Source organism: Tardiphaga sp. 841_E9_N1_2 (genome assembly GCF_051811065.1).
GTDB classification, from domain to species: Bacteria; Pseudomonadota; Alphaproteobacteria; order Rhizobiales; family Xanthobacteraceae; genus Tardiphaga; species Tardiphaga robiniae.
The window spans coordinates 987,113-1,007,454 of the sequence record NZ_JBPWQC010000001.1; the positions used below are offsets into that span (position 1 = coordinate 987,113).

Below are 20,342 nucleotides of genomic sequence, written 5' to 3' on the forward strand. Positions count from 1 at the left end.
TAAGGCTTTGTCATGGACGATGTGAGGCTCGACACACTGGGTCAGACGATTGTCGGCGCCCTGCCGGGTGCCGCACTCGCGCATGAGGTGGCGTTCGGCCAGCTGACGATTGCGGTGGAAACATCGAAGATCGTCGAGGTCGCGCAGTTCCTGCGTGACGATCCGCGCTGCCGCTTCGTCAATTTCACCGATGCGACGGCGGTCGATTACCCCGGCCGCGAAAAGCGCTTCGACGTCGTCTATCACTTGATGTCGCCGACGCTGAACACCCGCATCCGTCTGAAAGGTCTGGCATCCGAAACAACTCAGGTGCCGTCGATCATTTCGGTGTTTCCCGGCGCTGACTGGTTCGAGCGCGAAGCCTATGACCTCTATGGCGTGATCTTTGTCGGCCATCCCGACATGCGCCGTCTGCTGACCGATTATGGTTTCGACGGCCATCCGCTGCGCAAGGACTTCCCGCTCACCGGTTTCGTCGAGGTTCGCTACGACGACCAGGAGAAGCGGGTGGTGTATGAGCCGGTCCGGCTCAATCAGGAATTCCGTAAGTTCGATTTCCTCTCGCCCTGGGAAGGCGCGGATTATCCCGTGCTGCCTGGTGACGAGAAGGCAGAGGTCAAGCCATGACCGAACAACCCAACGTTCGCAATTTCACGATCAATTTCGGACCGCAGCATCCGGCCGCGCACGGCGTGCTCCGCCTTGTGCTGGAACTCGACGGTGAAGTCGTCGAGCGCGTCGATCCGCATATCGGCCTGCTTCACCGCGGCACCGAGAAGCTGATCGAGCAGAAGACCTATCTGCAGGCGATCCCGTATTTCGACCGGCTCGATTACGTCGCGCCGATGAACCAGGAACACGCATTCTGTCTGGCCGCCGAAAAGCTGCTCGGCGTCACCGTGCCGCGCCGCGGCCAGTTGATCCGCGTGCTGTATTCCGAAATCGGCCGCATCCTGTCGCATCTTCTCAACATCACCACGCAGGCGATGGACGTCGGCGCGCTCACCCCGCCGCTGTGGGGCTTCGAAGAGCGCGAAAAACTGATGGTGTTCTATGAGCGTGCCTCGGGCTCGCGCATGCATGCCGCGTTCTTCCGTATCGGCGGCGTGCATCAGGACCTGCCGCCCAAGCTGATCAACGATATCGATGCCTGGTGCGATGCCTTCCCGCAGGTGCTCGACGATCTCGAAACGCTGCTCACCGGCAATCGTATTTTCAAACAACGTAACGTCGATATCGGCGTGGTCTCGCTGGAAGACGCCTGGAAGTGGGGCTTCTCCGGCGTGATGGTGCGCGGCTCGGGCGCTGCATGGGATCTGCGCAAGTCGCAGCCTTATGAATGCTACGCCGAAATGGATTTCGACGTTCCGATCGGCAAGAACGGCGACTGCTACGATCGTTACTGTATTCGTGTCGAAGAGATGCGACAGTCGACCAAGATCATGAAGCAGTGCATCGCCAAGATGCGCGCGCCGGACGGGCAGGGCGCCGTTGCGGTCGAAGACAACAAGATTTTCCCGCCGCGTCGCGGCGAGATGAAGCGTTCGATGGAATCGCTGATCCATCACTTCAAGCTCTACACCGAAGGTTTTCGCGTTCCGGAAGGCGAAGTCTACGCCGCCGTCGAAGCGCCGAAGGGCGAATTCGGCGTCTATCTCGTCTCCGACGGCAGCAACAAGCCCTACAAGTGCAAGATCCGCGCGCCGGGCTTTGCGCATCTGCAGGCCATGGACTTCATGTGCCGCGGCCATCTGCTCGCCGACGTCTCGGCCATCCTCGGTTCGCTCGACATCGTGTTCGGAGAGGTCGATCGGTGACGCTGACGCCTCCCATACAGTTTGACCGGGCGTCCGGCGTTCTCCAGAGCGTGAATCTCTGGGAACGTGCGATGGCCTGTGCGCTGGTGGTTGGCTCGAAGATCTCGTCGTCGTTCTCGCATCGCGGCTACAACATGTGCGCCAATCTGATGCGCAGGACGGTGCTGCCGGCGCGCGATCTCGTGGTGAAGCTGAATGCGGATGCGCTGTTCGCGTTCCCGTTCGGCGATGGCTACTGGAGCAAGTTGCTCAACCGCACCTTCTCCTATGAAGACGAGCTTGAGGTGTTGTTCCGGAACTCGATCGATGTCGATTACACGCTGCTCGATTGCGGCGCGAATTACGGATACTGGTCGGTGCTGGTGTCGAGCGGACCGTTCGGCTCACACAAGGCGATCGCCATCGAGCCGTCGTTCGACAATTTCGCCAAGCTCGCCACTAACGCCAGGATCAATGGCGACCGGTTCGACGTCATCAAATGCGCGATCGGCTCGCAGCGTGGCACGGCACATCTGTCGGGCACCAAGCACGAAGCTTTCAGCATCGCCGGCGATCCCAATGCCGGCGGCGAGGAAGTGCCGGTGATCGCGCTCGACAATCTGCTCGACGACGGCAAGGTGTCGATGTCGGGCAAATATCTGATCAAGCTCGACGTCGAAGGCGTCGAGATCGAGGCCATCAAGGGCGGCGCACGATTGCTGCAGGGCGACTCGGTCATCATGTGCGAAGAGCACGGCAATGATCCGCATCACACCGTCTCACGCTTTATCCTGGATCAAACGCCGCTCAAGCTGATCGTGCATGATCCCGCCACCAACCGTTTCGAAACCGTGACCGAGTTGTCGATCCTCGATCGCATCAAGGTGTCCACACATGTTGGCTACAACGTGTTTGGGACATCGAGTGCGTTCTGGCTCGACCGCATCAACAGCCTGAATGCGAGCGCGGCGCGCCGCACTCATTGAGAGACTAGACATGTCCGTCCGCCGTTTGGCTCCGAAAGAAGTTCAGCCCGCTTCGTTTGAATTCACGCCCGAGAATCTGGCGTGGGCGAAAGAGCAGATCACGCATTATCCGCCTGGCCGTCAGGCATCGGCCGTGATCGCGATCCTGTGGCGTGCGCAGGAACAACAGGCTGGCTGGGTGTCGGAAGCCGCGATCCGCGTCGTCGCCGACATGCTGGAAATGCCCTATATCCGCGTGCTCGAAGTCGCGACCTTCTACACTCAGTTCCAGCTGCAGCCGGTCGGCAAGAAGGCGCATATTCAGGTCTGCGGTACCACGCCTTGCATGCTGCGCGGCGCCGGCGATCTGATCGACGTCTGTCAGCATCGCATCCATCACGACCCTTTCCATCTGTCTGCAGATGGCGACTTCAGCTGGGAAGAGGTCGAGTGCCTTGGCGCCTGCGTCAACGCCCCGATGGCGATGATCTGGAGCGACACCTACGAAGATCTCACCAAAGAGAGCATGAACAAGCTGATCGACGGTTTCGCCGCCGGCACGCCGCCGAAGCCGGGTTCGCAGATCGGCCGTCAGTTCGCAGCGCCCGAAGGCGGCGCGCGCGTGATGACGAGCGGTGGCGCCGCCACATACACAAAGGTTCTGGATATGCCGAAGGAACCCGCGCTCGCCGATGCCGAGCCGAAGAAGCAGACCGAGTCGGCCAATGTGCAGGAGCGCCCGGCGCCGAAGCCGCCGGCGGCCGACGCGACCAAGGCTAATCCGCCGAAGGGTGGTGCTCCCAAGGAGCCGAAGACTCCCAAGGAGCCAAAGAAATGACGCGCGTGCTGTCGATGAAATTTGCAACGCAGTCGGGGGACGCGGCAATGAACAAGTGGCTCTACATCGCACTGCATACGATGGTCGCAGCTGCGTTCATTTTCTCGCTGCAGCGTTTCTTTTTGAACGCCACGCTTGAATCCAGTCTGTTGTGGGCCGTTGTGTTCGGCGGTTGCGCCGCGATGCTCGCCTACAAGCAATCCAATCGCTGATCGAGGAAGCCATGCTCGACGACAACGACCGCATCTTCCGCAATCTCTACGGCCTCGACGACTGGGGCCTCGCAGGCGCACGCCGTCGCGGCGGCTGGGATGGCACCAAGGCCATCATCGACAAGGGCCGCGACTGGATCGTCAACGAGATGAAGGCGTCGGGCCTGCGTGGCCGCGGCGGTGCAGGTTTCCCGACCGGCATGAAGTGGTCCTTCATGCCCAAGGACAATGCCGACGGCCGCCCGAGCTATCTCGTCGTCAATGCTGACGAGTCCGAGCCCGGCACCTGCAAGGACCGCGAGATCATGCGGCACGATCCGCATACGCTGGTCGAAGGCTGCCTGATCGCCGGCTGCGCCATGGGCGCCCATGTCGGTTACATCTATGTCCGCGGCGAATTCATTCGGGAGCGCGAGCATCTGCAGGCGGCGATCGATCAGGCCTATGAGGCCAATCTGATCGGCAAGAACAACATTCACGGCTTCCCGTTCGACCTCTATGTCGCGCACGGCGCCGGCGCCTATATCTGCGGCGAAGAGACTGCACTGCTCGAAAGCCTTGAAGGCAAGAAGGGCCAGCCGCGCCTGAAGCCGCCATTCCCGGCCAATGTCGGTCTCTACGGCTGTCCGACCACGGTGAACAATGTGGAGTCGATCGCTGTTGCGCCGGACATCCTGCGCCGCGGCGCGGCATGGTTCGCCTCGATCGGCCGTCCGAACAATGTCGGCACCAAGCTTTACGGCATCTCCGGCCACGTCAACACGCCCTGCGTCGTTGAAGACGCCATGAGCATTCCGTTCCGTGAACTGATCGAGAAACACGGCGGTGGCATTCGCGGCGGTTGGGACAATCTGCTCGCGATCATCCCGGGCGGCGCATCGTGCCCGTTGATCCCGGCTGCGGATTGCGAAGAACTCATCATGGATTTCGACGGCACACGCGCGGTGAAGTCGTCATTCGGCACCGCCGGCGTCATCGTCATGGACAAGTCCACCGATGTCGTCGCAGCGATTGCCCGCATCAGCTACTTCTTCAAGCATGAGAGTTGCGGCCAGTGCACGCCGTGCCGTGAAGGCACCGGCTGGATGTGGCGCGTGCTGAGCCGCATGGTCGAAGGCCGCGCTCACAAGCGCGAGATCGACATGCTGCTCGAAGTCACCAAGCAGGTTGAAGGCCACACCATCTGCGCACTCGGCGATGCCGCCGCGTGGCCGGTGCAGGGCCTGATCCGCGCCTTCCGCCCGGAGATCGAACGCCGCATCGAAGAGTTCAGCCGCAAGGCCACGCTCGACGATCAGGGCATCCTCGATCCCGCGCATCTGGTCGCGGCGGAGTAGGGCGCATGGCTATGACGAAACTGATCATCGACGGCAAAGAGATCGAGGTCCCCGCGGAATACACGCTGCTGCAGGCGTGTGAAGCCGCCGGCGCCGAAATCCCGCGCTTCTGCTACCACGAGCGCCTTTCGATCGCCGGCAACTGCCGCATGTGTTTGGTCGAAGTGAAGGGCGGACCGAAGCCGGTTGCGAGCTGCGCCTGGGGCGTGCGTGATTGCCGGCCTGGTCCCAAGGGAGAACCGCCGGAAATCTCGACCCGTTCGCCGATGGTCAAGAAGGCACGCGAAGGCGTGATGGAATTCCTGCTGATCAACCACCCGCTGGATTGCCCGATCTGCGATCAGGGCGGCGAGTGCGATCTGCAGGACCAGGCAATGGGCTATGGCGTCGACACGTCGCGCTTTGCCGAAAACAAGCGCGCCGTCGAGGACAAGTATCTCGGTGCGCTGGTGAAGACCTCGATGAATCGCTGCATCCAGTGCACGCGCTGCGTCCGCTTCGCCGCCGAAATCTGCGGCGTGCCGGAAATGGGCGCGACCGGTCGCGGCGAGGACATGGAAATCACCTCGTTCCTGGAAACGGCGCTGACCTCGGAGCTGCAGGGCAACCTGGTCGATATCTGCCCGGTCGGTGCGCTGACCTCGAAGCCTTACGCTTTCGCCGCGCGTCCGTGGGAGCTCGGCAAGACCCAGTCCATCGATGTCATGGACGCCGTCGGCTCGGCGATCCGCGTCGATACCCGTGGCCGCGAAGTGATGCGCATCCTGCCGCGCGTCAACGAGGCGGTGAACGAGGAATGGATCTCCGACAAGACCCGCCACATCGTCGATGGTCTGCGCACGCAGCGCCTGGATCGTCCCTATATCCGCGACAACGGCAAGCTGCGCGCTGCGACCTGGGCTGAAGCGTTCAGTGCCATCGCTGCGAAGGTTGCCGGCAGCAAGAAGATCGGCGCCATCGCTGGCGATCTCGCCGCCGTCGAGGAAATGTTCGCGCTGAAGCAACTGCTCGCGAGCATGGGTTCGGCCAATCTGGCGACCCAGAGCGCGGGCGCTTTCGATACGGCCACTGGCCGCGCGTCCTACATTTTCAACCCGACCATCGCCGGCATCGAGCAGGCCGACGCGCTGCTGATCGTGGGCGCCAATCCGCGCAAGGAAGCCGCCGTTCTCAACGCGCGCATCCGCAAGGCATGGCGCACCGGTGCATTGAAGGTCGGCGTGATCGGCGAGAAGGCCGATCTGACCTATCGCTACGACTATCTTGGCGCTGGCACGGACTCGCTGGCCGAACTCGCCGCCGGCAAGAACGCCTTCGCCGATGTGCTGAAGAACGCCAAGCACCCGATCGTGCTGGTTGGCGCCGGCGTGGCCGCACGTGCCGATGGCGCTGCGGTGCTCGCGGCGGCTGCCAAGCTCGCTTCGGACTTCGGCGTGATCAAGGACGGCTGGAACGGTTTTGCGGTGCTGCAGACGGCAGCCTCGACGGTCGGCGCGCTCGATATCGGCTTCGCGCCGACCTCGGGCAGCCTGAGCCTCGCGCAGATGACGTCGGCCGGTTCGCTCGACGTGCTGTTCTCGCTCGGCGCTGACGACGTGAAAGTCGCTGACGGTACCTTCGTCGTCTATATCGGCACCCATGGTGACCGCGGTGCGCATCGCGCCGACGTGATCCTGCCGGGTGCGGCCTATACCGAAAAGTCCGGCATCTTCGTCAACACCGAAGGCCGCGTGCAGATGGCGGAACGCGCCGGTTTCCCGCCGGGCGATGCCCGCGAGGACTGGGCGGTGATCCGCGCATTGTCCGACGTGCTCGGCCACAAGCTGCCTTACGACTCGCTGGCTGCCTTGCGGCAAGCGATCTTCAAGGCTGCCCCGCACCTGATGCGCATCGATCAGATCGAGGCTGGCGATGCCGGTGCGATCAAGACCCTTGCGGGCAAGGGCGGCACCGTCGACAAGACACCGTTCAAGGCCTCCGTTGAGGACTTCTACCTGACCAACCCGATCGCGCGTGCGTCAGCCATCATGGCGGAATGCTCCCGCCTGGCCTCCGGCCAGATGCTGACGGCGGCGGAGTAAACCGATGGCTGAATTCTGGACAAGCACCCTGTGGCCGCTGATCATCATGGTCGCGCAGAGCCTCCTTGTGCTCGTGGTGCTCTTGATTGCGATTGCCTACATCCTGCTGGCTGATCGCAAGATCTGGGCGGCGGTACAGATCCGCCGTGGCCCCAACGTGGTTGGGCCATTCGGCCTGCTGCAATCCTTCGCGGACTTGTTGAAATTCGTGCTGAAGGAGCCGGTGGTTCCTTCCAGCTCCAACAAGGGCGTGTTCCTGCTGGCGCCGCTGGTGTCCTGCGTGCTGGCGCTGGCGGCCTGGGCGGTGATCCCGATGGATCTCGGCTGGGTGATCTCCGACATCAATGTCGGCGTTCTCTATATCTTCGCGATCTCGTCGCTGTCGGTCTACGGCATCATCATGGCCGGCTGGTCGTCGAACTCGAAGTATCCGTTCCTGTCGGCGCTGCGCGCGGCTGCGCAGATGGTGTCCTACGAAGTCTCGATCGGCTTTGTCATCATCACGGTCCTGCTCTGCGTTGGTTCGCTGAACCTGACGGCCATCGTCGCCGCGCAGGACTCGAAGTGGGGCATCCTCGGCTGGTACTGGATACCGCTGTTCCCGATGTTCGTGATCTTCTACGTCTCGGCGCTGGCTGAAACCAACCGTCCGCCCTTCGACCTCGTCGAAGCGGAATCGGAACTGGTCGCGGGCTTCATGACCGAATACGGCTCGACCCCGTATCTGCTGTTCATGCTTGGCGAATACGTTGCCATCGTTACCATGTGCGCGCTGGCCACGATCCTCTTTTTGGGTGGCTGGCTGTCGCCGATCCCGTTCGCGCCATTCACCTGGGTGCCAGGCATCATCTGGTTCGCCATCAAGGTGATGTTCATGTTCTTCCTGATTGCGATGGCGAAGGCGATCGTGCCGCGCTACCGCTACGACCAGCTGATGCGTCTGGGCTGGAAGGTGTTTCTGCCGCTGTCGTTGGCGTACGTCATCATCGTCGCTGCCGTGCTGCAATTCGGGGGCCTTGCTCCGAAATGAGGTCACTATGAATATCAGGGCAACAGCTCATTCGCTTCTGCTGGCGGAGTTCGTTTCGGCGTTCGTCCTCGCCATGCGGTATTTCTTCAAGCCGAAGCCGACGCTGAATTATCCGTTCGAGAAGGGGCCGATCTCGCCGCGTTTCCGCGGAGAGCATGCGCTGCGCCGCTATCCGAACGGTGAAGAACGCTGCATCGCCTGCAAGCTCTGCGAAGCGGTGTGTCCGGCACAGGCCATCACCATCGAAGCCGGCCCGCGCCGCAACGATGGGACGCGCCGTACCGTGCGCTACGACATCGACATGGTGAAATGCATCTATTGCGGACTGTGCCAGGAGGCCTGTCCGGTGGATGCGATCGTCGAGGGACCGAACTTCGAGTTCGCCACCGAGACGCGTGAGGAACTCTATTATGACAAGGCGAAATTGCTCGCCAACGGCGACCGCTGGGAGCGCGAGATTGCGAAGTCAATCGAACTCGACGCGCCGTACCGGTAAGGTGACCAGATGATCCTTCCCGCACTGTTCTTCTATCTGTTCGCCAGCATCTGCGTGGCTTCCGCGGTCATGGTGATTGCCTCGCGCAATCCTGTGCATTCCGTGCTGTTCCTGATCCTGGCCTTCGTCAACGCCTCGGGCCTGTTCGTGCTGATGGGCGCCGAATTCCTGGCGATGCTGCTGATCGTCGTCTATGTCGGCGCCGTCGCGGTGCTGTTCCTGTTCGTCATCATGATGCTCGACGTGGACTTCACGCAGCTGCGCGAAGGCTTCATTCAGTATCTGCCGTTTGGTCTCGTGATCGGCGCGATCTTCCTCGCCGAATTGCTGCTGGTCGCAGGTGGCTGGGTGATGAACCCGAACGTCACCAAGTCGATCACGGCGGCCATCCCGACGAATGTGAGCAATACCGAGGCGCTCGGCCTCGTGCTCTATACGAAGTACATCCATTACTTCCAGCTGGCCGGCATGGTGCTGCTGGTGGCGATGATCGGCGCGATCGTGCTGACGCTGCGTCACAAGGTCAAAGTCCGGCGCCAGGACATCAATGTTCAGAACGCGCGCAATCCGGAACTGGCGATGGAAGTGCGCAAGGTCGCGACCGGGCAGGGCCTGCAGGACGCCGACGCGGGGAGCTGGGTCAAATGACGATCGGTCTCGGACACTATCTGGCGGTCGCAGCGATCCTGTTCACGCTGGGCATTCTCGGCATCTTCCTGAACCGCAAGAACATCATCGTCATCCTGATGTCGATCGAGCTGATCCTGCTCGCCGTCAACATCAACATGGTGGCGTTCTCGACCTTCCTCGGCGACATCGTCGGGCAGGTGTTCGCGCTGCTTGTGCTGACCGTGGCCGCTGCGGAAGCAGCGATCGGTCTCGCCGTGCTGGTGGTCTATTTCCGCAACCGCGGCTCGATCGCGGTTGAAGACGTCAATCTGATGAAGGGCTGAGCCAGTTATGATCCAGGCTCTTGTATTCCTGCCGCTGATCGGCGCGCTGATCGCAGGCTTCATCGCCATTCTGGGTGCGCATGGGCGTAACCCGAGCGGCGACGAGATGGACCATGCGCATGACGACCACGGTCACGGCGATGCCAGCGCGCATGCACATGCTGCGCATGGGCATGACGATCATGGTCACGATGATCACGACGACCATCACCACGTTGCCGAGCCGGCCGCACTCGGCTCGCGTGCGGCCGAGCTGATCACCGCCGGTCTTCTGGTGGTGTCGGCGGTGCTGTCCTGGATGACCTTCGTGGACGTCGCCTTCATGCATCACGATGCCCGCGTCGTGCTGCTGAACTGGATCAATTCAGGCGATCTGCAGCTGTCCTGGACGCTGCGCGTCGACACGCTGACCGCCGTGATGCTCGTCGTCGTCACCACGGTGTCGTCGCTCGTGCACATCTATTCGCTCGGCTATATGGAAGACGATCCGAACCGGCCACGCTTCATGGCGTATCTGTCGCTGTTCACTTTCATGATGCTGATGCTGGTGACCGCGGATAACCTGCTGCAGCTGTTCTTCGGCTGGGAAGGCGTGGGTCTGGCCAGCTACCTGCTGATCGGTTTCTGGTTCAAGAAGCCCTCGGCCAATGCGGCGGCGATCAAGGCCTTCGTGGTCAACCGCGTCGGCGACTTCGGCTTCCTGCTCGGCATCTTCGCGCTGTTCATGCTGGTCGGCTCGACCGATCTCGACACCATCTTCGCCAGCGCGCCCGGACTGACCGGCAAGACGATCAACTTCTTCGGCTGGCACGCCGATGCGCTGACACTGACCTGTCTGCTGCTGTTCGTCGGCGCGATGGGCAAGTCAGCCCAGTTTCTGCTGCACACCTGGTTGCCGGACGCGATGGAAGGCCCGACGCCTGTGTCGGCGCTGATCCATGCGGCGACCATGGTCACCGCGGGTGTGTTCATGGTGGCGCGCATGTCGCCGCTGTTCGAACTCGCACCGAATGCACAGGCCGTCGTGATGCTGGTTGGCGCGACCACTGCATTCTTCGCCGCGACCATCGGTCTGGTGCAGAACGACATCAAGCGCATCGTCGCTTACTCGACCTGTTCGCAGCTCGGTTACATGTTCGTGGCGCTGGGGACGGGGGCTTACTCGGTCGCCATGTTCCACCTGTTCACGCACGCCTTCTTCAAGGCGCTGCTGTTCCTGGGCTCGGGCTCGGTGATCTACGCGATGCATCACGAGCAGGACATCCGCAAGATGGGTGGCCTGTGGAACAAGATCCCGTTCACCTATGCGATGATGACCATCGGTACGCTGGCGCTGACCGGATTTCCGTTCACGGCCGGCTACTTCTCGAAGGACGCGATCATCGAAGCGGCTTACGCCTCGCACACCCAGTTCGCCTTCTACGGCTTCCTGATGACCGTGGTCGCGGCGCTGCTGACCTCGTTCTATTCATGGCGTCTGGTGTTCAAGACGTTCCATGGCGAGCCGCACGACAAGAAGCATTACGATGCAGCACATGAAGCGCCGCTGTGGATGCTGGTCCCGCTGGCCGTGCTGGGCATCGGATCGTTCGCCGCAGGCTTCCCGTTCAAGGAGCTCTTTGCTGGTCATCACGTCGGCGAGTTCTTCCGGGAATCGCTGAAGATGAACCCGCACATCATCGAAGAGATGCATCACATCCCGGGCTGGGTGCCCTATGTGCCGACCGTGATGATGGTGCTCGGTTTCCTGATTTCGTATCTGTTCTATGTTCGCAAGCCGTATTTGCCTGTCGAACTCGCGAACCAGCATCCGCTGCTCTACAAGTTCCTGCTCAACAAGTGGTACTTCGACGAGCTCTACGAGATTATCTTCGTTCGTCCGGCCAAGTGGATCGGCCACTTCCTGTGGAAGAAGGGCGACGGCATGATCATCGACGGCCTCGGGCCTGATGGTGTTTCGGCCCGCGTGCTCAATATCACGCGCGGCGTGGTCAAGCTGCAGACCGGCTACCTCTATCACTATGCCTTCGCGATGCTGATCGGCGTCGCCGGGTTGATCACCTGGTTTATCTTCGGCCTGGGGGGCCAGTAACAATGGCGTCCGTCATGACATGGCCGGTTCTTTCGGTCGTCACCTTCCTGCCGATCGTCGGCGCGATCCTGATTTATCTCAGCCGCGGCGACGATGAGGCTGCGCAGGGCAATGCCCGCTGGATCGCACTCTGGACCACGCTGATCACCTTTGCGGTCTCGCTGATCCTGGTGATGCGCTTCGATCCGTCGAACGGCGACTTCCAGTTCGTCGAAAAGGCGCCGTGGCTGGCCGCGACCATCAACTACCATATGGGCGTGGACGGCATTTCGCTGCCCTTCGTGATCCTGACCACGGCGCTGATGCCGTTTTGCATCCTGTGCAGCTGGAAGTCGGTCACCAAGCGCGTTCGCGAATACATGATCGCCTTCCTGTTCCTGGAAACGCTGATGATCGGCACCTTCTCGGCGCTGGATCTGGTGCTGTTCTATCTGTTCTTCGAAGGCGGCCTGATCCCGATGTTCCTGATCATCGGCATCTGGGGCGGCCCGCGCCGCGTCTACGCCTCGTTCAAGTTCTTCCTCTACACGTTCCTCGGCTCGGTGCTGATGCTGCTGGCCATCATGGCGCTGTACTGGAACGCCGGGACGACCGATATCCCGACGCTGATGCACACCGCCGTGCCGCGCAACCTGCAGACATGGGCGTGGTTGGCATTCTTCGCGTCCTTCGCGGTCAAGATGCCGATGTGGCCGGTGCACACCTGGCTGCCTGACGCACACGTGGAAGCGCCGACGGCAGGTTCAGTCGTGCTGGCCGCGATCATGCTGAAGATGGGCGGTTACGGCTTCCTGCGCTTCTCGCTGCCGATGTTCCCGGATGCCTCTCTCTATTTCGCGCCGATGGTCTGGACGCTCTCCGTGATTGCGATCGTCTACACGTCGCTGGTCGCGCTGATGCAGGAAGACATCAAGAAGCTGATCGCTTACTCGTCGGTCGCGCATATGGGCTATGTGACCATGGGCATCTTCGCCGGCACGACACAGGGCGTCTCCGGCGCGGTGTTCCAGATGGTGTCGCACGGCATCGTGTCGGGCGCGCTTTTCCTCTGCGTCGGCGTCGTCTACGACCGCCTGCATACCCGTGAGATCGCGGCCTATGGCGGCCTCGTCAATCGGATGCCGATCTATGCGGCGCTGTTCATGGTCTTCACGATGGCCAATGTCGGTCTGCCCGGCACCTCCGGCTTCGTCGGTGAATTCCTGACGCTGATCGGCACCTTCAAGGTCTCGATCCCGACGGCGACATTCGCCAGCATCGGCGTGATCCTGTCGGCGGCCTATGCACTGTGGCTGTACCGCAAGGTCGTGTTCGGTGAACTGACCAAGCCTGCGCTGCAGGGCATCAAGGACATCACGTTCCGGGAAGGCCTGGTGCTGGTGCCGCTGGTCATTCTCACCATTCTGTTCGGAGTCTATCCGAAGCCGGTGCTCGACATGTCGGCGGCTTCGATCCAGCTCCTCGTTAACAATTACGCTGCTGCAACGTCTGCCGTGAAGGCAGCCGCGCTGCTGCAATGACCGCAGCAGATCAGGATAACGCGCAATGACGATTACGACCGCCGGATATTCCCTGCTGCCCGTACTGCCGGAGCTGATGCTCGCGGTTGGCGCCATGGTGCTGCTGATGATCGGTGCCTTCAACGGACCGAAGGTCACGGGCTTGGTCACCACGCTCGCCGTCTGTCTGCTGGTGGTGGTCGGCGCGGCTGAAATCATGCTGCCTGCGGGCAAGCATGTCACCTTCGGCGACAGCTTCATCGTCGACGATTATGCGCGCTTCCTGAAGGTGCTGGCGATTATCGCGTCGGCCGTGACGCTGATCCTGTCGCGTGAATTCCTCGCGGACCAGTCCCGTCGTATTTTCGAATACGCCATTCTGGTGCTGCTCTCGACGCTCGGCATGATGGTGCTGATCTCGGCTGGCGACCTGATTATGCTGTATCTCGGCCTCGAACTGATGAGCCTTGCGCTCTATGTCGTCGCAGCGTCCAACCGCGACAATGCGAAGTCGACCGAAGCCGGCCTGAAGTATTTCGTGCTGGGCGCGCTGTCGTCCGGCATGCTGCTCTACGGCGCTTCTATGATCTACGGCTTTACCGGCACGGTGTCCTTCGCCGGCATCGCCGCCGAAGCCAAGACCGGCAATATCGGCCTGGTGTTCGGCCTAGTGTTTCTGCTTGCCGGCCTCTGCTTCAAGGTTTCGGCCGTGCCGTTCCACATGTGGACGCCCGATGTCTACGAAGGCGCACCGACGCCCGTCACCGCCTTCTTCGCCTCGGCCCCGAAGGTTGCAGCACTCGCTGTGTTCACCCGCGTCACGCTGACGGCGTTCCCGGGCATCGTGGTGCAATGGCAGCAGGTCGTGGTGTTCGTGTCGCTGGCCTCGATGGTGCTGGGCTCGTTCGCCGCCATCGGCCAGACCAACATCAAGCGCCTGATGGCCTATTCGTCGATCGGCCATATGGGCTTCGCGCTGGTCGGCCTTGCCGCCGGCACGCAGGAGGGTGCGCAGGGTGTGCTGGTCTATATCGCGATCTATGTCGCGATGACCCTCGGCACCTTCGCCATCATCCTGACCATGAAGCGCAATGGCCAGCCCGTTGAGACGATCAAGGATTTCGCCGGCCTGTCGCGCACCAATCCGATCATCGCCTTCTTCTTCGCGATGTTCCTGTTCTCGCTGGCAGGCGTGCCGCCGCTGGCCGGCTTCTTCGGCAAGTTCTACGTCTTCATGGCGGCCATCAAGTCGGGCCTGTTCGTACTGGCCGTGGTCGGTGTGTTGGCCAGCGTGGTGGGTGCGTTCTACTACCTGTCCATCGTGAAGCTGATGTATTTCGACGAGCCGGTCGGGAAGCTCGATCCGATGCGCGTTGAACTGCGCACGGTGCTGGCAGTGGCGGGTCTCTTCAACGTGTTGTTCTTCGTCTATCCGGCGCCTCTGGTCAGCGCGGCGGCATTCGCAGCGAAGTCGCTGTTCTAGATGGTATTTTCGCTCGGTCCCCGAGCCCTCGCGGCGGGCACGAAGCTCGCCGCATTCGACACAACCGGTTCGACCAATACGGAAGCCATGGACCGCGCGCGCGCAGGCGAGCGCGGTCCGATGTGGTTTGTCACAACGGAACAGACTGCGGGACGTGGGCGGCGGCATCGGCCGTGGGTCGCTCCCCGCGGGAACCTCGCCAGTTCGGTGCTGGAAGTTCTTGATGTGACGCCCTCAGTTGCGGCGACGCTGGGCTTTGCGGCCGGCGTTGCCGTTGAGAAGGCGCTCCGACAGATCAGCGTCGAAGCCGCGATGCGGGCGCCGCAGTCGGCCGCGAATGATTATCGGCTGAAATGGCCGAACGACGTTCTGGCAGGCGGGCACAAGCTGGTCGGAATGAATCTGGAGGCGGAGGCAGCGCCGAACGGCCAGCTTGCTGTTGTCGTCGGCATCGGCACCAATGTGGTGGCGGCCCCCGACAATATGCCTTATCCGGTTGCTTGCCTGCATGCGATGGGCGTCAGCGCCAGCGCCGAAGACCTGTTTGCGGCGCTTTCGGACACTTGGCAGGAGATGCGCGGCATCTGGGATTCCGGCCGCGGGTTTGCCGAGATCCGGCGACAGTGGCTGGAACGCGCAGCAGGGATCGGTCAGCCGGTGTCCGTGGACAACGGGGTACAGACGATTTCGGGAATTTTCGACACCATTGATGAGGCCGGTTGTATGATTGTCGCGACAGCGGATCGCCGGCGAATCCCTATTACCGCCGGCGACGTTCATTTCGGATCGGCCGCGTCGACAAGGACAGCACGCAAATGACGCGACCCAACGAATTGACCTTCGCACCGCTGGGAGGCGTCGGCCAGATTGGCATGAACCTGTCGATCTATGGCCTGGCCGGGAAGTGGCTGGCGATCGACCTCGGCGTCTATTTCGGCGACGAGGAACATCTGCCCGGCATCGATCTGGTGATGCCCGACGTGCGCTTCCTGGAAAAGGAAAAGAAGAATCTCGTCGGTCTCGTGCTCACCCATGCCCATGAGGACCATTTCGGCGCCATCATCGACCTGTGGCCCAAGCTGAAATGCCCGATCTATGCGACGCAGTTCAGCGCCGCATTGTTTGAAGCCAAATGCGCCAGCGAGCGCAATCCGCCGAAGATCCCCGTCACCGTGGTGCCATCGGGCGGCCGCATCAATCTCGGCCCGTTCGATATCGAGTTCATTCCGGTTGCGCATTCGATTCCGGAATCCCATGCGATCGCGCTGCACACGCCGCTCGGCACCGTGCTGCATACCGGTGACTGGAAGATCGATCCGACGCCGATCATCGGCCTGCCAACCGACGAAAAGCGGCTGCGCGAACTCGGTGATGCCGGCGTACTGGCCATCATCGGCGACTCCACGAATGCGGTGCGCGATGGCCGCTCACCGTCCGAAACGGAGGTTGCCGCCACGCTCACCAAACTGGTGAAGGCTGCCAAGGGCCGCGTCGCGGTCACGACTTTTGCATCGAACGTGGCGCGGTTGCGGGCCGTTGCCGAAGCGGCGCAGGCCGCGGGCCGCGAAGTGGTGCTGGTCGGCCGCGCCATGGAGCGCGTCGTGCAGGTGGCCCGCGAATGCGGCTATCTCGATGGACTGCCGGCGTTCCGCAACGCCGACTATTACGGCCATTTCCCGCCGGACAAGGTGGTGGCGCTGTGCACGGGCAGCCAGGGTGAAGCGCGCGCGGCGCTGGCGCGTATCGCCAGCGACGATCATCCGATGGTCACACTCAACAAGGGCGACACGGTGATCTTCTCGTCGCGGACCATTCCGGGCAACGAGAAGGCGGTCGGCACCATCATCAACGGTCTTGTCACGCAGGGCATCGAGGTGATCACCGATCGCGATGCGCTGGTGCATGTGTCCGGCCATCCGCGCCGCGACGAATTGCGCGACATGATCTCCTGGGTGCGGCCGCAGCTGCTTATCCCCGTCCATGGCGAGGCGCTGCATCTGCACGAGCATGCCAAGCTCGCGCGCGCCTGCGGCGTGCCGCGCACCATGATCGTCAAGAACGGCGACCTCGTGCGCCTGGCGCCGGGCGATGCTGCCGTCATCGACGAACTGCCGTCGGGCCGCATGTTCAAGGACGGCCTCATTCTCGAGGATTCCAAGTCTCGTGCCGTAAGCGAGCGGCGCCGGCTGTCCTTTGCCGGCTGTGCTTTCGTGGCACTGGCCGTGACCATGAAGGGCGAACTGGTCGATGACCCTGCGGTCGACCTGATCGGCATTCCCGAAAAGAACCTCAAGGGCGAGGTGATGGAGGATGTCGTGTTCGATATCGTCGTCAACATCGTCGAGAACCTGCCCAAGGCGCGCAAGCGCGATTCCGATGCGATGGCGGAGTCGGTGCGACGCGCCGTCCGCTCGTCACTCGCCGATCAATGGGGCAAGAAGACGATGTGTTACGTTCACATCCTGCAGGTCGAAGACTAAAAGCAAAGAAACAAAGACTACGGAGGACACCATGCTGGGCCGGCTCAATCATGTGGCGATTGCCGTCGCCGATGCGGAGAAAGCTGCGAAGATCTACGGCACCGCCTTCGGTGCCGAGATTTCCGCGACCGTGCCGCTGCCGGAGCATGGCGTAATCACGGTGTTCGCGACGCTGCCGAATACCAAGATCGAATTCATCCAGCCGCTCGGCGCGGACTCGCCGATCGCCAAATTCGTCGAGCGCAATCCTGACGGCGGCATTCATCACATCTGTTACGAAGTGCCGGATATCATCGCGGCACGCGACAACCTGATCAAGGAAGGCGCGCGCGTGCTTGGCGACGGCCAGCCGAAGATCGGCGCCCACGGCAAGCCTGTGCTGTTCCTGCATCCCAAGGATTTCTCGGGCGCGCTGGTAGAGATCGAACAAGCTTCCGAAATCGAACAGTCCTGAGGACGCGATGGCCTATACGATCTCGACGTCGCTCGCGGTCTATTTCGTCATCTGGTGGATCACGCTGTTCCTGACGCTGCCATTCGGCGTGCGCAGCCAGCATGAGGATGGCGAGGGCACCGACGGCACCGATCCCGGTGCGCCTGTGCTGGCGCGGATGGGGCGCAAGCTGATCTGGACCACACTGATTTCCGCGGTGCTGTTCGCGGGCGGCATGTATGCGTATCGCATGGACTACTTCAACATCGAGCGGCTCTCGAAGCTGATGGGCGTGCCGATCTGAGAGCGATCTTTAACCTGCGGAGTCTGTCCTTTCAGGTGTCGATACGGAGCTGACGCATGAAGCGCTTTCTGCTTTTTCTGTTGCTTGGGCCGGCCGTCGGCTTCGCGGTCTTTGAACTGCGCGAAATTGCCAGCGGCAGGATCATCGGCGGCTTTCCCGGCTTCATCATGGGATTGCCCTTTGCCTACTGGTTCGGGCTGATCCCGTCGCTGGTGATGTGGCTCGAGGACTGGTTCCTGGAAGACAAGATGCAACTGTGGCCGAAGGTGCTGACCTCGGCGCTTACTGGCTATGTCGTGAGTATCGGGATGATGTTGATCTGGACGTCGGTGTCGATCCCGCTGCGTCAGATTCTTACATTCGGGATCGTCGGCGCGGTACAGGGCCTGGTCTGTTCGTGGCTGTCGGGCATCAAGCCGAAGGGTGGTGCGCTGTAGTACGCGGCGCTTTGCATCTCCGAAAAAAGGCCGGCATGGATGCCGGCCTTTTTTCGTCTCGGACCATGTGAAGCGTCACTGTCGTTGTCGGGAATCTGCCGAAAAAAAAAGAGCAGGGCCGCAGCCCTGCTCGGAAAATTGTGTCGACCCTATTACCCCAAACTTTGGATTTTATCCTTGCTTAGCGGGTTGACGCTGCTTGAGCGCGTCAGGGCTCCTCCCGAGACTTGGACCACCAGACTCTGTCCTTACGAACCGCCTGAGCTGTGAGTCGTAGCTTAACTTTTTTTGTTTGTCACCAATTTCGGCAATGTGTGTTCAAAATTTAGGCCAAGGATAGAATCGCGACCTTTTACGCGATTTCCGGTCACGCTGGGGTCGTCTGGCCGGCATCGGAAATGGAGATATTTGACAGCCTGGGGAGCAATTCGCCAGGCGAACGGAATTAAGCCCCGATTGCCGGCTCCATGTCCTAGACTGCCCGGCGTCCGACCCGTCGCCCTTGTATTTTGGCGGCCGATCCGGTTTCACTCGCGTTCTCCCGTGTCCCTCCGATTCCCAGGCCTAACCATGCGATTGTCGCGCTATTTTCTGCCCATTCTCAAGGAAACGCCGAAGGAAGCCGAGATCGTCTCGCACCGGCTGATGCTGCGCGCGGGCATGATCCGTCAGGAGGCCGCCGGCATCTATGCCTGGTTGCCGCTGGGCCTGCGGGTGCTGAAGAAGATCGAGGCGATCGTCCGCGAGGAGCAGAACCGGGCGGGTGCCATCGAGCTCCTGATGCCGACATTGCAGCTCGCCGATCTCTGGCGCGAAAGTGGGCGCTACGACGCCTATGGGCCGGAGATGCTGCGCATCGTGGACCGCCACAAGCGGGAGCTTCTCTACGGGCCGACCAACGAGGAAATGATCACCGAGATCTTCCGCAGCTATGTGAAGTCCTACAAGAGCCTGCCGCTGAACCTGTACCACATCCAGTGGAAATTCCGCGACGAGCAGCGTCCGCGTTTCGGCGTGATGCGCGGCCGCGAATTCTTGATGAAGGATGGCTATTCGTTCGACATCGACGAAGCCGCGGCGAAACATTCCTACAATCAGATGTTCGTCGCCTATCTGCGCACCTTCGCGCGCATGGGCCTCAAAGCGATCCCGATGCGCGCCGAGACCGGACCGATCGGCGGCGATCACTCCCACGAATTCATCGTGCTCGCCGAAACCGGCGAGTCCGGCGTATTCTGCGACAAGAACGTGCTCGATCTGCCGATCCCGCCGGCCGATGTCGACTATAGCGGTGATCTCACGGGCATCATCAATCAGTGGACCTCGATCTATGCGGCAACCGAAGACGTCCACGACGCCGCGCGGTTCGAGAGCGAAGTGCCGGCCGAGCGGCGGCTCAACACCCGCGGTATCGAAGTCGGCCAGATCTTCTATTTCGGCACCAAATATTCCGACGCGATGAAGGCAACCGTTGCGGGCGCCGATGGCGCGGAGACGCCGATCCATGGCGGCTCCTATGGCGTCGGCGTGTCGCGGCTGCTGGGCGCGATCATCGAGGCCTGCCACGACGAGAACGGCATCAAGTGGCCCGAGGAAGTGGCGCCGTTCCGTGCTGCGATCCTCAACCTGAAGCAGGGCGCGCCCGATACGGATGCGGCCTGCGAGGCGCTCTACAAGGAGCTCTCGGCCAAGGGCGTCGATGTGCTCTATGACGACACCGACCAGCGCGCCGGCGGCAAGTTTGCCACCGCTGACCTGATCGGTGTGCCTTGGCAGATCCTCGTTGGCCCGAAGGGGCTGGCCGAAGGCAAGGTCGAGCTGAAGCGGCGCGATGACGGTTCGCGTGAGAATATCAGTGCCGCTGAGGTCGTCGCAAAGCTGACGTCCTGACGACTTATCCACTGTG

The 20,342-nt window shown here is 61.7% G+C and carries 20 protein-coding genes; all 20 read left to right on the plus strand.

From position 1 onward, the window contains the following. The first annotated feature begins 12 nt into the window (after nt 1-12). The 20 genes from AB8A50_RS04640 to proS all read left to right on the plus strand — a co-directional run bounded on the left by AB8A50_RS04640 (nt 13) and on the right by proS (nt 20,326). Nucleotides 13-627 carry an NADH-quinone oxidoreductase subunit C gene (locus AB8A50_RS04640; protein ID WP_089264563.1) on the plus strand — a complete coding sequence of 205 codons (615 nt, stop codon included), beginning with the start codon at nt 13-15 and terminating at the stop codon, nt 625-627. Then, nucleotides 624-1,817: an NADH-quinone oxidoreductase subunit D gene (locus AB8A50_RS04645; protein ID WP_089264562.1), complete on the plus strand. Its 1,194-nt coding sequence runs from the start codon at nt 624-626 to the stop codon at nt 1,815-1,817. Before AB8A50_RS04640 ends, AB8A50_RS04645 begins: the two co-directional genes overlap by 4 nt. Then, nucleotides 1,814-2,782 (plus strand): FkbM family methyltransferase, encoded by a 969-nt coding sequence (locus tag AB8A50_RS04650; RefSeq protein WP_439077024.1) that lies wholly within the window; start codon nt 1,814-1,816, stop codon nt 2,780-2,782. Before AB8A50_RS04645 ends, AB8A50_RS04650 begins: the two co-directional genes overlap by 4 nt. 10 nt (nt 2,783-2,792) lie before the next feature. Continuing rightward, entirely contained in the window at nt 2,793-3,599 is an 807-nt protein-coding gene (gene nuoE, locus AB8A50_RS04655; protein ID WP_439077025.1) for an NADH-quinone oxidoreductase subunit NuoE, read from the plus strand. After that, the gene (locus tag AB8A50_RS04660) at nt 3,596-3,811 is read left to right on the plus strand and encodes a hypothetical protein (RefSeq protein ID WP_439077026.1); all 216 of its coding nucleotides are present in this window, start codon (nt 3,596-3,598) and stop codon (nt 3,809-3,811) included. Before nuoE ends, AB8A50_RS04660 begins: the two co-directional genes overlap by 4 nt. 11 nt (nt 3,812-3,822) lie before the next feature. Beyond that, the gene (gene nuoF, locus AB8A50_RS04665; protein WP_068730888.1) at nt 3,823-5,148 is read left to right on the plus strand and encodes an NADH-quinone oxidoreductase subunit NuoF; all 1,326 of its coding nucleotides are present in this window, start codon (nt 3,823-3,825) and stop codon (nt 5,146-5,148) included. A gap of 11 nt (nt 5,149-5,159) precedes the next feature. Next, nucleotides 5,160-7,229 carry an NADH-quinone oxidoreductase subunit NuoG gene (gene nuoG, locus AB8A50_RS04670; protein WP_231081148.1) on the plus strand — a complete coding sequence of 690 codons (2,070 nt, stop codon included), beginning with the start codon at nt 5,160-5,162 and terminating at the stop codon, nt 7,227-7,229. A gap of 4 nt (nt 7,230-7,233) precedes the next feature. Then, the gene (gene nuoH, locus AB8A50_RS04675; protein WP_089264558.1) at nt 7,234-8,259 is read left to right on the plus strand and encodes an NADH-quinone oxidoreductase subunit NuoH; all 1,026 of its coding nucleotides are present in this window, start codon (nt 7,234-7,236) and stop codon (nt 8,257-8,259) included. 7 nt (nt 8,260-8,266) lie between these two features. Continuing rightward, nucleotides 8,267-8,755 (plus strand): NADH-quinone oxidoreductase subunit NuoI, encoded by a 489-nt coding sequence (nuoI, locus tag AB8A50_RS04680; RefSeq protein ID WP_089264557.1) that lies wholly within the window; start codon nt 8,267-8,269, stop codon nt 8,753-8,755. Nucleotides 8,756-8,764: 9 nt separating this feature from the next. Then, nucleotides 8,765-9,403 carry an NADH-quinone oxidoreductase subunit J gene (locus AB8A50_RS04685; RefSeq protein WP_068730884.1) on the plus strand — a complete coding sequence of 213 codons (639 nt, stop codon included), beginning with the start codon at nt 8,765-8,767 and terminating at the stop codon, nt 9,401-9,403. Further along, entirely contained in the window at nt 9,400-9,708 is a 309-nt protein-coding gene (gene nuoK / locus AB8A50_RS04690; RefSeq protein ID WP_068730883.1) for an NADH-quinone oxidoreductase subunit NuoK, read from the plus strand. The genes AB8A50_RS04685 and nuoK overlap by 4 nt, the downstream gene beginning before the upstream one ends. A gap of 7 nt (nt 9,709-9,715) precedes the next feature. Further along, entirely contained in the window at nt 9,716-11,800 is a 2,085-nt protein-coding gene (gene nuoL / locus AB8A50_RS04695; RefSeq protein WP_439077027.1) for an NADH-quinone oxidoreductase subunit L, read from the plus strand. Nucleotides 11,801-11,814: 14 nt separating this feature from the next. Further along, the gene (locus tag AB8A50_RS04700) at nt 11,815-13,320 is read left to right on the plus strand and encodes an NADH-quinone oxidoreductase subunit M (protein WP_439071513.1); all 1,506 of its coding nucleotides are present in this window, start codon (nt 11,815-11,817) and stop codon (nt 13,318-13,320) included. Between the two features lie 25 nt (nt 13,321-13,345). Further along, nucleotides 13,346-14,782, plus strand: coding sequence for an NADH-quinone oxidoreductase subunit NuoN (gene nuoN / locus AB8A50_RS04705; RefSeq protein ID WP_439077028.1), 1,437 nt, complete (start codon nt 13,346-13,348; stop codon nt 14,780-14,782). Then, a complete protein-coding gene (locus AB8A50_RS04710) occupies nt 14,783-15,601 on the plus strand; it encodes a biotin--[acetyl-CoA-carboxylase] ligase (protein WP_439077029.1) in 819 nt (272 codons plus the stop codon). Further along, nucleotides 15,598-17,262, plus strand: a complete 1,665-nt coding sequence (locus AB8A50_RS04715) for a ribonuclease J (protein ID WP_439077030.1) — start codon at nt 15,598-15,600, stop codon at nt 17,260-17,262. The genes AB8A50_RS04710 and AB8A50_RS04715 overlap by 4 nt, the downstream gene beginning before the upstream one ends. A 31-nt stretch (nt 17,263-17,293) precedes the next feature. Beyond that, nucleotides 17,294-17,716 (plus strand): methylmalonyl-CoA epimerase, encoded by a 423-nt coding sequence (mce, locus tag AB8A50_RS04720; RefSeq protein WP_068730877.1) that lies wholly within the window; start codon nt 17,294-17,296, stop codon nt 17,714-17,716. A 7-nt stretch (nt 17,717-17,723) separates the two neighbouring features. Continuing rightward, nucleotides 17,724-17,999, plus strand: coding sequence for a DUF1467 family protein (locus AB8A50_RS04725; protein WP_439077031.1), 276 nt, complete (start codon nt 17,724-17,726; stop codon nt 17,997-17,999). A gap of 56 nt (nt 18,000-18,055) precedes the next feature. Further along, nucleotides 18,056-18,436 carry a hypothetical protein gene (locus AB8A50_RS04730; RefSeq protein ID WP_089264551.1) on the plus strand — a complete coding sequence of 127 codons (381 nt, stop codon included), beginning with the start codon at nt 18,056-18,058 and terminating at the stop codon, nt 18,434-18,436. Between the two features lie 570 nt (nt 18,437-19,006). Beyond that, complete coding sequence (proS, locus tag AB8A50_RS04735; RefSeq protein WP_439077032.1) at nt 19,007-20,326, plus strand: proline--tRNA ligase; 1,320 nt, start codon at nt 19,007-19,009, stop codon at nt 20,324-20,326. Nucleotides 20,327-20,342 lie beyond the last annotated feature (16 nt).